This is a genomic window from Paramaledivibacter caminithermalis DSM 15212, assembly GCF_900142245.1.
Lineage (GTDB): Bacteria > Bacillota > Clostridia > Peptostreptococcales > Caminicellaceae > Paramaledivibacter > Paramaledivibacter caminithermalis.
Window position 1 is genome coordinate 18368 of sequence record NZ_FRAG01000044.1, and the last position, 12144, is coordinate 30511.

Annotated in this window: 11 protein-coding genes and 3 riboswitches; of the genes, 6 read left to right on the top strand and 5 right to left on the bottom strand. The window is 30.4% G+C overall.

Annotation, left to right across the window (positions count from 1 at the left end):
* Nucleotides 1–8 precede the first annotated feature (8 nt).
* The 3 genes from BUB36_RS14085 to BUB36_RS14095 are packed head-to-tail and all read right to left on the bottom strand — an operon-like array spanning nt 9 to nt 2679.
* Nucleotides 9–485, bottom strand: a complete 477-nt coding sequence (locus BUB36_RS14085) for a radical SAM protein (RefSeq protein ID WP_073151590.1) — start codon at nt 483–485, stop codon at nt 9–11.
* Entirely contained in the window at nt 464–1699 is a 1236-nt protein-coding gene (locus BUB36_RS14090; RefSeq protein ID WP_073151592.1) for an MFS transporter, read from the bottom strand. The genes BUB36_RS14085 and BUB36_RS14090 overlap by 22 nt, the downstream gene beginning before the upstream one ends.
* A gap of 2 nt (nt 1700–1701) precedes the next feature.
* Entirely contained in the window at nt 1702–2679 is a 978-nt protein-coding gene (locus BUB36_RS14095; protein WP_073151595.1) for a radical SAM/SPASM domain-containing protein, read from the bottom strand.
* Nucleotides 2680–3197: 518 nt separating this feature from the next.
* Nucleotides 3198–3407: riboswitch (cobalamin riboswitch) on the top strand.
* Nucleotides 3408–3578: 171 nt separating this feature from the next.
* On the opposite strand from BUB36_RS14095, the gene BUB36_RS14100 reads away from it, so the two are divergent.
* From BUB36_RS14100 to BUB36_RS14115, 4 genes are all read left to right on the top strand, one after another.
* Nucleotides 3579–5081, top strand: a complete 1503-nt coding sequence (locus BUB36_RS14100; protein ID WP_073151628.1) for an acetyl-CoA hydrolase/transferase family protein — start codon at nt 3579–3581, stop codon at nt 5079–5081.
* Nucleotides 5082–5110: 29 nt separating this feature from the next.
* On the top strand, nt 5111–5953 hold the full coding sequence (locus tag BUB36_RS14105) for a YitT family protein (protein ID WP_073151597.1): 843 nt from the start codon (nt 5111–5113) through the stop codon (nt 5951–5953).
* Between the two features lie 283 nt (nt 5954–6236).
* Nucleotides 6237–6908 carry a cysteine hydrolase family protein gene (locus BUB36_RS14110; RefSeq protein ID WP_073151607.1) on the top strand — a complete coding sequence of 224 codons (672 nt, stop codon included), beginning with the start codon at nt 6237–6239 and terminating at the stop codon, nt 6906–6908.
* Nucleotides 6909–6952: 44 nt separating this feature from the next.
* Nucleotides 6953–7162: riboswitch (cobalamin riboswitch) on the top strand.
* Between the two features lie 222 nt (nt 7163–7384).
* Entirely contained in the window at nt 7385–8032 is a 648-nt protein-coding gene (locus BUB36_RS14115; RefSeq protein WP_073151610.1) for a DUF4397 domain-containing protein, read from the top strand.
* A gap of 125 nt (nt 8033–8157) precedes the next feature.
* Here BUB36_RS14115 and BUB36_RS14120 read toward each other — a convergent pair whose 3' ends face one another.
* On the bottom strand, nt 8158–8886 hold the full coding sequence (locus BUB36_RS14120) for an OmpA/MotB family protein (protein WP_073151613.1): 729 nt from the start codon (nt 8884–8886) through the stop codon (nt 8158–8160).
* Entirely contained in the window at nt 8870–9688 is an 819-nt protein-coding gene (locus BUB36_RS14125) for a motility protein A (protein WP_073151616.1), read from the bottom strand. Before BUB36_RS14125 ends, BUB36_RS14120 begins: the two co-directional genes overlap by 17 nt.
* Before the next feature lie 237 nt (nt 9689–9925).
* Nucleotides 9926–10063: riboswitch (cyclic di-AMP (ydaO/yuaA leader) on the top strand.
* Nucleotides 10064–10073: 10 nt separating this feature from the next.
* On the opposite strand from BUB36_RS14125, the gene BUB36_RS14130 reads away from it, so the two are divergent.
* Together BUB36_RS14130 and BUB36_RS14135 are read left to right on the top strand one after the other, a co-directional pair.
* Complete coding sequence (locus tag BUB36_RS14130) at nt 10074–10784, top strand: cell wall hydrolase (protein WP_073151619.1); 711 nt, start codon at nt 10074–10076, stop codon at nt 10782–10784.
* 186 nt (nt 10785–10970) lie between these two features.
* Nucleotides 10971–11846 (top strand): AraC family transcriptional regulator, encoded by an 876-nt coding sequence (locus BUB36_RS14135; protein ID WP_073151622.1) that lies wholly within the window; start codon nt 10971–10973, stop codon nt 11844–11846.
* Nucleotides 11847–12144: the final 298 nt, after the last annotated feature.

Consider the following 12144-nt stretch of genomic DNA (forward strand, 5'->3'; position numbering starts at 1 on the left):
CTGATCCTTTATATTTTTAGGAGAATGTTATTTATAGGTAGTAACCAAGCTATATTGTTAAAAGGTGCTTTGTTTACAAGTTTAATTGAATTTATTATATCATCAAAGACATTTTTACCTCTGAAAAGCGAGTTTATTTTTTCATTACTACCATCTAAACTTACTTGAACACATCTTACTCCTGAATTATAGATTTTTTCAGCAATTTCTTTAGTTACTCCTATTCCAGATAATCCAAGAAGTGGAAGCATTCCTCTCTTTTTTGTTTCATTCAAAATATCAAACAATCTTGTATGCAATAAAGGATCTCCACCTGTATAAGCAACCATACATACTTTATTATTCATAAAATCATCTAGAACTGTAATCATAGATTTATAAGATAATTCATTTTTATTTAGTTTCCCTGAATCGGTTAAAAAACAGTGCTTACATTCTAAGGAACATTTATGTGTTAGATAAACTATTGCTGAGATTGGTAACATTTTATTCTTCCTTTCCTTTTTAATATGTGGTGTACTATTATTATTAATACAGAAGTAAGACTAATTAATATGCCAAAATATAATATACTCACTTTTAAAGATAATCTACTGTTCATGCAAGAAAACATATATAGGTATAATGATACTAATAAGGTAGATAATAAATTAGAATAAGATAAATATGTAACTCTTTTTTTTGTATTTATAGGAATATAGTAATTCTTTTGAATTGAAAAAAATGGGCTATGTAATCCTCTTACTATCTGTTGCAAAGATATAAAAAGTAAAATTAGAAATATACTATTTGATGTAAAAATTCCTATAAAAGAAATTGTAATAAAAGTAGCTAATACTAATAAAGCTACTAACTCAGTTGAAGTAAATTTCAAAAATCTAGGAGCCATATATGATGATAAAGCACATATGATATTAAACAAAGCAAAAATCACACCAAAATATCGAATATCAATATTAAAATCTTCAAATAAAGGTTGATAAGTAGTATATGAAACTCTTAACGCTACAAAAAATAGAGCACTTATCAAAAAAATTGGTGTTACATTGATCAATCCTTTGGTACTATTATTATTACATATAAACTTACCAATTTTACTTTTGACAGTACTGGTTTCTTGATTTGATAAATAAATTTTATCATCATGTAATAAGAAAAATGTTACTATAAAATTAATTACAAGTAATATTACATCAATTATAACTGGTAAAACTAGGTTTATTTTTGCTATAAAACCCGAAATTGTAGCGATAATAGTTAATATAACAAATGATATTGAATTTGATTTTGAATATATTTTTTGTAATTTTTTTTCTTCATTCAGCTCTTTAAAACTTTCAAAATATATTGCTCTTGCATTACCTGAACCTAATGGTATGAATACTCCAGATATGATTATACTAGTTAATGCACCAATATATGACGGAAAAAGTATTAATACAATCATTGATAATATTGTAAATGCATAGGAAATTAGTAGTGTTCTTTTTCTCCCAAATCTATCAGCTAAATATCCACTTGGAACTTCGAATATTGCAACCAATAAAAATAGAATACTATCCAAAAATACAAATTGACTAAAGGATACTCCAACATATTTTAAATAGAATATTACCAAAATAGGACTCATAAAAGATTGAAACCCTAATAAAGCTGATAAAAATATTAATTTAGAATGATCTTGGATTACTTTATTCATAACTATTTACTCCTGAAAAGACATAATCTATCGTGAGAATTAAAATTACTATTATAAGCTAAAGCTGATGCACGACAACCATAGTTGCATTTTGAAACATAATCACAAGTATTACAATAATCATCATTAATCTTAAAATTTCTCCAATTCTGAAAAAATTCAGAATTTTTCCATATGTCTTGCAATTCATCCACACTATGTATTGGTGAAGTTTTTTGAGTTTCAATTAACATATCACAAGGAGATACGGTAAAATCAGAGTTGATAACACAACTGAAATATCCAGCTCCACAACCAAATTCCGAGTTAAACAAAGGGAAAATTAGCTTAACCCTATTGCTAGTTGCTGATAACATCTTCTTTTTTAAAAACTTAAGTGATTCATTATCTAAATCTAATTCTGATTTGTTATTTTTACCAGAGCCTAATGGTATGAATAGTTCGAATCTAAGTGCATCTACATTCAAATTTTCTGCTAATTTAATAATTTCATCAAAATAGAGATAATTAATTTTATTTAATGTATAAGCTAAGATAATTTTTGCACCTTTAATTTTTAATTCTTTTATAGATTTAATAGTCTTATCAAAAGCTCCATTTCCTCTTATATAATCATTAATTTCCCTATTATGTCCATCTAAACTTATTTGATAATTTAATAACCCACTATTAATTAATCTTTTAATTCTATTATTTGTTAGTAATGTACCATTTGAAGCTAATAATAGTGAAATATTATTAGCTGATATTATTTTGATAATTTCTTCTAAATCACTTCTCATTAATGGTTCTCCTCCAGAAATGTGTATAGAAGCTATCTTTTTTTTAGATAAATCTTTAACGAAATTCTTAATTTTTAATAATTCAGGATCTTCATGAGAATAATTGCTTAGAAAACAATGTTTACATCTCAAATTACATTTAGAAGTTATATTCCATTTTACAATTAAAGGAAAACTCAAAATTTCATTTGTATTCATTTATGTTATCATTCCTTTTACTTTGAGTTAAGGTTAAAAGAAAGAGACTATCCTTCTTTTAACCTTATAAAATAAAAATTCAAACTGTAGTTATAATTTTTTATTTAGGTTCATTTGTTGTTGAATTCATACAACCATCAACTTTAACAACTTTAAAATCTGGTTTTTGTTTTTTCATTAGCTTCACCTCCTAAAATATGATAAATATATAAAAATTGTAATAATGGATGCATCCAATTTATATTATACATGTTATCTATGGTAAAATTTGTAGAAATTTGAAACATATAAAAAATTTTTTACATATTACAATATTTATTATCATACTACTATGTTGATAGTAATAATATGACTGAGGAAGGAGAAAAGAGGGAAATAATTCTAGACTTGGAAACTTTATACGAGATATGTAAGGGGATAACAAAAAAACAGTGAATTTTTAAAATGTATAATTGTATTTTTTTTAATACATATTGACATATATATATAACTAATTTAAAATTTAAGCTGAATAACAATTTAATACGGAGCTTTATGGTATCTCTGATTTTGAATCAGAGATTTAAAAGGGAAGTTTGGTTAGAATCCAACACGGTCCCGCCACTGTGATGAGGAGTAAATCTATATGAAACCACTGTCTAGCACTTAATAATATTGAGTGCTGGATGGGAAGGTGTAGATTTATGATGATCCTAAGTCAGGAGACCTGCCATAGAGAACAATGCCGTAATTACTCACGAGGATGAGGAGGTGTTATAGATAAGTATTTGACACTATATCTGTGTCTGCTTTTATGCCTATTTGTAACTAGCACCCTTTTGTTCTCAAAAGGGTGTTTTTTAGTTGTGTTGTTAGACGACTTTGTTCCAAATAAAGGAGGATTAGAAGGGGGAATTATTATGCTTTCAAATAGAATTAGAAATAGTAAGCTTTTAAATAAGGTTTGTACTGCTAAAGAGGCTGCAATGCTGATAAAGGATGGTATGAATGTTGCTACAAGCGGCTTTACACCTTCAGGATATCCAAAGGCAGTGCCACTTGCTTTAGCAAAGTTAGCTAAAGAAACTAAAAATAAAATAAAGATAAATCTTTACACAGGTGCTTCAGTAGGAGATGAATTAGATGGAGCTTTAGCTAGAGCAGATATTATAGAAAAACGATTACCATATCAAACCAATAAAAGCCTAAGAGAAATCACGAATCGAGGAAAATGTGAGTTTTTAGATATGCATCTTAGTCATGTTCCACATTATACAAAGCTGGGCTTTTTAGGAAAGATTGATATTGCTATTATAGAGGCAGTTGCAATAACTAAAGAAGGACATATAATTCCATCTACATCAATTGGAGCCTCTCCTACCTATGTTAAGATGGCAGATAAAGTAATTATTGAAATTAATACGAGTCAGCCTCCTCAGCTAGAAGGAATGGCGGATATTTATATTCCGAAAAATCCTCCATATACAAGACCAATACCAATTGTGATGCCAAATGATAGAATAGGAACTGAATATATTCCTTGTGGTATAGATAAAATAGCTGCAATAGTAATTACAGATATAAAAGATAATGTTCGTCCGCTAGCTCCAGTTGATGAAACATCTCAAAAAATATCAGAACATCTTATTAACTTCCTTAAAAGGGAAGTAGAAGAAGGGCGATTGACTAATGAACTTCTACCTATTCAATCTGGTGTGGGAAGTGTAGCTAATGCAGTATTAGCAGGACTTGGTAAATCGGATTTTGAAAATCTAGTTTGTTATACCGAGGTTATACAAGATTCTATGCTTGAACTTATAGATACTAGCAAAGTATTATTTGCTTCGGGTACTTCTATAACTCCATCTATAGAGGGATTAGAGAAATTTAAAGAAAATATAAAATTTTACAGAGATAAGATTATTTTAAGACCTCAAGAAATTAGCAATCATCCTGAAGTAATCAGGAGACTAGGAGTCATAGCTATAAATACTGCTGTAGAAGTAGATATCTATGGTAATGTAAATTCAACTAATATAATGGGTTCTGGAATGATGAATGGTATTGGTGGTTCAGGAGATTTTACGAGAAATGCTTATATTTCAATTTTTACAACGCCTTCTACTGCTAAAAATGGAGAAATATCTTCAATTGTTCCAATGGTATCTCATCATGACCATACAGAACATGATGTTATGGTTGTAATAACTGAGCAAGGGGTTGCAGATTTAAGAGGATTAAGTCCAAAGGAAAGGGCAGAGTCTATAATAAAAAATTGTGCTCATCCTGATTTTAGACCAATGCTAATAGATTATTTTAATCGGGCTAAAGAAGGAAGAGATAAGCATATACCTCATATATTAGAAGAAGCACTGTCTTGGCATGCTAGGTTTATGAAAAAGGGAACCATGAGAGTTAAGTAATTAATATATTTTCAGTGGGGGTGGTTGAAATGAAAAAAGTGATAAAGGATTATGTAATCATTACTATAGGAGTGATTATAGTAGCTCTAGGCTTATCATTTTTTCTAGTGCCAGCTGATTTAGCTGTGGGTGGAGTAACTGGGCTTGCTATGGTTATCAACAATATTTTTCCTTGGTTATCTATTGGCTCTATGATGTTTATAATGAATCTACTACTATTTATTATTGCTTTTATATTGATAGGAAGACAATTTGGAGCTAAGACAATATATGCTAGCTTTGCACTTACGGGAGCGGTATGGATAATGGATGAATTTATACCGATATATAATCCTATAGTAAATGACATGTTTTTAAATTTATTCTTTGGAATTCTCGTTCAAGGAATCGGAATGGCGATAATTTTTTATCGAAATGCCTCTACTGGTGGTACTGATATAGTAGCTAAGATATTGAACAAGTTTTTTCATATTGAGATTGGCAAGGCATTATTGCTTTCTGATTTTATGATTACACTTTTAGCTGGATTAACCTTTGGATTAGAGCTGGGACTATATGCTTTATTAGGAGTTATAATGAATGCTTTTGTTATTGATAATGTTATTGAGGGGTTAGACCTAAAGATAAGTATTTCCATTATTAGTGTATATCCTGATGAAATAAGAGAGTTTATCAATAAAGATCTTAATCGTGGTGCAACCATATATCATGCTGAAGGGTCATATACTAATATTAGTAGAACAGTAATTACTACTGTAATGAACAAAAAGGAATTCATTAGGCTTAAAAGGTTTATTAAAGAAAAAGATAAGAATGCTTTTGTAATGGCTTCAATCACTAGAGAGGTTTTGGGAAATGGATTTAGTTTTTGAATATAAATTTTATTGAATTTATATTTACTAATCTTTTTATAGCTTATTTATCGGGAAAAATCTGATTAATCAGCATCACCCGTTCGATGGTTGGTGCTGACTTATGTGTGATGGGTATTCGAGCAACTAATTGATGACAGTTTACTATAGAAGATGACTGTGTTAATGGCATGATAGTATGAGAATTAGCTAGATGAATTAATAACAAGTGTGGTATAATTTGGATAAAATGATATTGGTTATGTTGGCTAAAAATACATAACGAAGGGAAAGGAGAGCTTTTATGTTAAATTTAGACAAACAGCATTTTTTAAAGAGAAGTACAGAAACTCTTGATTTAATTTTAAATACATTAGAGTCTCTACCTTCGCTTAACTTAAGAGACCTAAGATCAGAAAATACTGTACTCATTATTATTGATATGGTTAACGGCTTTGCAAGGGAAGGAGCATTACAAAGTCCTAGAGTAGAAGCTTTAATACCTGAAATAGTAAAGATTTCAAGGGGGTGTGATGAAAATAGGATTGCTAAAATTGCTTTTGCAGATTGTCATACAGAACAATCTCCAGAATTCGATGCGTATCCTGTTCATTGCATGAGGGGAACATCTGAAAGCATGATTGTAGAAGAGCTTAGGGAGATTGGAGGGTATAGTTTGATTTCTAAAAATTCTACTAATGCTTTTTTAGAAGAAAGGTTTCAGGAATGGCTAAAGACAAATTCGCAAATAAATACTTTTATTATAATAGGAGATTGTACAGATATCTGTATAGAACAATTTGCGGTTACTCTTAAGGCTTATTTTAATATGAAAAATAAAAAGGTTAGGATTATTGTTCCGATAAATGCTGTAGATACATATGATTATGCAATACACAATGGCGATTTGATGCATGTTATGGCACTTTTTAATATGATGAGTAATGGTATAGAGCTGGTAAGTGGCATAGAATAATGTTGACATATATATAACTAATTTAAAATTTAAGCTGAAAACAATTTAATACAGAGCTTTATGGTACCTCTGATTTTGAATCAGAGATTTAAAAGGGAAGTTTGGTTAGAATCCAACACGGTCCCGCCACTGTGATGAGGAGTAAATCTATATGAAACCACTGTTTAGCACTTAATAATATTGAGTACTGGATGGGAAGGTGTAGATTTACGATGATCCTAAGTCAGGAGACCTGCCATAAAGAGCAATGCCGCAACTACTCACGAGGATGAGGAGGTGTTTTAGATAAGTGCACTATATCTATTTTTGTGCTTATTTATAACTAACATCCTTTTGTTCTCAAAAGGGTGTTTTTAGTTTGCAGGTTATTTAAAGGTGAAATTTGATTAAAAATGTATTTGTGAATTAGTTAAGTAAAAATTGAGATGAATTTTATACCTTAATAATAGTAAGCAAGTGGAAGGAGATATTGAACCATGTTATATTCCCCATATGCGATGTCAATTAATGTTATAGGTGCGTATAGAGGAACTACTCCCAATTCTTTTATCAGATTATTTCATGCTTCCCCTAATGTATCAGCTGTAGATATCTATGAAGATGGAAACCTTATTGTAGAAAATCTTGTTTATAAGGATTTTACACAATATATACCCATTGCTCCAGGAAAATACAATATTAATATCTATCCAACTGGAGAGACTACAAATCCAGTTTTAAATGAAGATTTATACATTCTACAAGGTACAGCTTTTAACGTAGCTGTTATTGGTAAGCTTTCAAATATGAGCCTATATTATATTCTAGAACCATATACTGCACAAAATTTTGGAAGACCTTGTATAAGATTTGTTCATCTATCTCCAGATGCACCAGTTGTTGACATAAGTTTTTCAGATGGTAGAAAAGTATTTAGAAATGTTGGTTATAAAGATATAACAGATTATATCTGTGTTCCTCCAGGAACTTATACCTTTGGAATACGTTCTGTAGGAAGCAATGATGTAATATTAGCTATTTCAAACCTTCAATTAAAGCCAAACAACTATTACACTATATATTCAACTGGATTGGTAGAAGATATACCGAGTTTGGAAGTCGTACCAGTCTTAGAACCGAGGTAATGAAATCGTCACCGATGACTCAAATCTTTTAAATATGAATGTAAATCTTCTGCTGTTTGAGTCAAGGGGACGGTTCTTTTTGACTCATTAATAGTACTAAGTAATAGAAATAAGGGGAATTAAAATTAATTAATTATCCTTATTTCTATTCTTCTATTTTTAGCTCTACCCTCTTCAGTGGTATTGGAAGCTATGGGCTTTCTTTCTCCCCATCCGCTGAAGGAGATTCTATTTTCATCAATGGATTTCTCATTTATAAAAAACTTAACTACATTTATTGCCCTAGATGATGAAAGCTCCCAGTTAGAAGGAAATTGCTTTGTATTTATTGGAACATTATCTGTGAAGCCTTCAACTACAAAGTCATTGTCTATTAGTTTGAGCTTGTCAGCAATCTTATCTAAAACCATATATCCTTTTTCAGTTATTTCTGCACTTCCACTGTCGAATAAAATGCTATTTTTAAATCTAATTATAAGTTCATTTTCTTTTTGACTGATAGATACGTCTTTTAAAAGATTATTATTTCTTAAAAAAGAAATAAATTCTTCATTTGAGCTATTTAAATCAGTTTCTACATTTTTAATATTAAAAAGCTCTTCAGATAGAGATTTTTTTTCTTTTCTAAGCTTAGTATTTTCATTGCTAAGCTTTATGTTTTCATCGCTTAATTTGTTTACTTTATTCATTAAAGAATCCTTTACAGTATATAGGGCACTTATTTCCTCAGCAGAAAAGGTAAAGAATATAATAAAAAAGCATAATATAATTGTAATCATATCACTATAGGTTATCATCCAATGGCTTGAGATATCATTTTCATACTCTATATTATCATCATAATGCGATTTCATTTTCTGTATAATTCCTTTCCCTAAAGTTTTTTGGATATTGAAGCCTCAAATCATCGGGGAGCATAACGTTCATTTTATCAAAAACGTTTCTTACAGAATCATTTTTTGCAATTAAAATAGTACCTTCAGTAATTATTCTATATTCAAGGGTTCTTTTATCGATTAATTCCTTTACTCTACCCATCAAAGGAACTGCAATGAAGTTGGCAATAAGAGCACCATAAAGCGTGCTAACCAATGCAGATGACATATTTACCATTATCAATTTAGGATTATTAATATGGGATAGTAGTCCTATCATACCTATTAAGGTTCCAACAAGGCCAAATGAAGGAGCCACTTGGGATATCATTTTAAGGACGTTATAGGCTTTAAATAGTTTAACACGTCTGGATTCAATATCCTTTTCAAGAATATCTCTTATGTTGTCAGGTTTTTCGTGATCACAAACTAGACTCATTGCACTTTTAATAAATTCATTTTCCTCCTCTAATATTTCAGACTCTATTTTCAATGCACCAGATTTTTTAACCTTTATAGCAAATTCATATAAGGTAAATATATGCATTGCATAGTCAATATCAACATTAAAGCTGTTTCTTATAGTATGTATGGTAAATATTATGGTTTCAAAGGAATAGCTTATTATAATTGATAAAACAACTCCAGAAACTATTAATTCCAATGCCTTGAGATTAATAAAGTTTTTAAAGGATATGCTTCCCAAAATAGAATGACAAAGAAGAATTAAAAGTAAGGTTATTATTCCTATCTTTAAGCTTTTGTTTTTTGATTTATCCAAAGTTCACCCTCCGTTTATTATGATTTTCTTTAAAGTTCAGCTTTAAATCTAAGTACTATTTTATCACAAATTACAATCAACACAACTTTATATGAACAGTTGATTTATTGAAAATATATACTTAGTACATTAGTCTTATTTGATGTAATATACTACCAAAAAAAATGTAAATAATGGTCATAGCCTAAAATGGTTGACATAATATATGGAGATTTATATAATATTGTTTATGTAGTTACACTACACTTGCTGAATCCTGGAATACCCAGGTACGGAGGAACCAAAAAAAAAAGGGGCTAATCCATGAATGACATGGTAGGGAACCTTCTATCCCGAACCCGTCAGCTAACTTCGGAAGCAAATAATAGGAAGGAGTGTATAGTGTATGAAAACATACTCGAAGAAGCTTACGTCTATAATCCTTATTTTACTAATGATTTCACTTCAGGTAACGATTATCTATGCTGCTCAAAGCAACACAAACTCCTATTTGACATTAAAACTTGGTAGCAGGGGCAGTGAAGTATCTAGATTACAGTATACTCTTAATAACAAAGGATTCTCTCCAGGTCCTATAGATGGTATATATGGACCAAGGACAAGATGGGCAGTAATCAACTTTCAGAAAGCATGCAAAATAACTGTTGATGGAATAGCAGGCAAACAAACCCAAGCATATCTATATTCTACCGCCGATTCCCTTGTAACAAGCAGGGGTAATAGCAGCTATTCAACTGATTTATACTGGTTGTCTAGAATAATTCATGCTGAAGCAGAAGCTGAACCCTATGAAGGAAAACTTGCTGTAGGAAATGTTGTATTAAACAGGGTAAGCTCAAAGGAGTTTCCAAATACAGTAAAGGGTGTAATTTTTGAATATTTTCAAGGTATTCCTCAGTTTAGTCCTGTTGCAGAAGGAACTATATATAATACGCCATCTCAAGCAAGTGTACAAGCAGCAAAGGATGCATTAAGGGGTGCAAAGCCAGTTGGAAGCTGCACTTATTTTTTCAATCCCGATAAGTCAGCAGGCAAATGGATTGTACAAAATAAGACATATGTAAAAAGAATTGGAAATCATGTGTTTTATAAATAGGAAGATTACGAGTCAATGGGGACGGTTCCCGAGTCAATGGGGACGGTTCCTGTTGACTCGTTTATTTTGTTTAAAAAAGGTTGAAGTTTTCTTGCTTATAAATTATACTGTTAAATAACCGCACAAAATGATAGGAAATCTTTTCTATTATTCCTTATAATAGTAATTAGAAGGAGGCAGGAAGGCTTGAGATGGTTAAGGAGGTTGACCAATGCATTGGATTATATTGAGGAGAATATTGAGGGGAAGGTAGATATTGATGAAGTAGCTAAAGTAGCTTATTCATCATCATTTCACTTTCAAAGAATGTTTTATATGATAGCAAATGTAACGGTAGCAGAATACATACGAAAGAGGAAACTTACATTGGCAGCTCAGGAATTGGCTTCATCAAGGACTAGAGTAATAGATATTGCATTAAAGTATGGTTATGAAACACCTGAAGCTTTTACTAAAGCTTTTAAAAATATTCATGGTATACCTCCATCCGCAGCACGCCGACCAGGAATAAAATTAAAAGCTTATCCTCGCCTTTCCTTTCAAATATCTATTAAAGGAGATAAGGATATGGATTACAAAATTATCAATGGAGATGATTATAAAGTAATTGGTAAGAGTATAAGAGTGTCTACAAAAGACGGGGAAAATTATATTAAGATACCAAAATTTTGGGAAGAATTTTGCCAAAAAGGTCTGGACCAGAAACTAATGAAATTATCAGACAGTAAAGATATGCTTGGTATATGTATGGATTATAGTAAGGAGCTTGAAGAAATAACATATGTAATTGCTGTTAAAAAAACAAAGGATGTTAAGCTAGAAGAATTTGAGGGATTTGAGGAATTTGAAATACCAGCATCTACATGGGCTGTATTTCAATCAGTAGGGTCTATACCTGATGCAATTCAGAAGGTGTGGAAGAGAATTTATTCAGAGTGGTTTCCTGCAACGGGTTATGAACATTCAGGAGGACCTGAGATTGAATTATATCCTAATGAAGGGCTTTGTCCAAGTGATGATGATTATAGGTGTGAAGTATGGATACCAATAATAAAAAAATAAAAAAAGTATCTTACAATAATAAAGAAATAAAAGGGTAAATACGATTTTGACCCATGTTAAGTTTTCAAATACCAGTAGTTAATATCACAATTGATATCTACTGGTATTATTATATCATAAATTTTAATAGAGAGCCTGACCTCCCCTATTTGACAGAATAGTAAGTAAATTTTTCAAGCCTGACCCTTTGATTTATGACCCTTTGATTTAAAAATTTCAAAGCATTGACATTTTAATATAATTATTGTATTATACATATATCGTTTCCATTTTTTAAAAAAATAGGATTTTGGTTAGA

Excerpts from the sequence above, each read along its gene's own strand:
- BUB36_RS14085 (WP_073151590.1), bottom strand. The coding sequence starts at position 485 with ATGTTACCAATCTCAGCAATAGTTTATCTAACACATAAATGTTCCTTA.
- BUB36_RS14090 (WP_073151592.1), bottom strand. The coding sequence starts at position 1,699 with ATGAATAAAGTAATCCAAGATCATTCTAAATTAATATTTTTATCAGCT.
- BUB36_RS14095 (WP_073151595.1), bottom strand. The coding sequence starts at position 2,679 with ATGAATACAAATGAAATTTTGAGTTTTCCTTTAATTGTAAAATGGAAT.
- BUB36_RS14100 (WP_073151628.1), top strand. The coding sequence starts at position 3,579 with ATGCTTTCAAATAGAATTAGAAATAGTAAGCTTTTAAATAAGGTTTGT.
- BUB36_RS14105 (WP_073151597.1), top strand. The coding sequence starts at position 5,111 with ATGAAAAAAGTGATAAAGGATTATGTAATCATTACTATAGGAGTGATT.
- BUB36_RS14110 (WP_073151607.1), top strand. The coding sequence starts at position 6,237 with ATGTTAAATTTAGACAAACAGCATTTTTTAAAGAGAAGTACAGAAACT.
- BUB36_RS14115 (WP_073151610.1), top strand. The coding sequence starts at position 7,385 with ATGTTATATTCCCCATATGCGATGTCAATTAATGTTATAGGTGCGTAT.
- BUB36_RS14120 (WP_073151613.1), bottom strand. The coding sequence starts at position 8,886 with ATGAAATCGCATTATGATGATAATATAGAGTATGAAAATGATATCTCA.
- BUB36_RS14130 (WP_073151619.1), top strand. The coding sequence starts at position 10,074 with ATGAAAACATACTCGAAGAAGCTTACGTCTATAATCCTTATTTTACTA.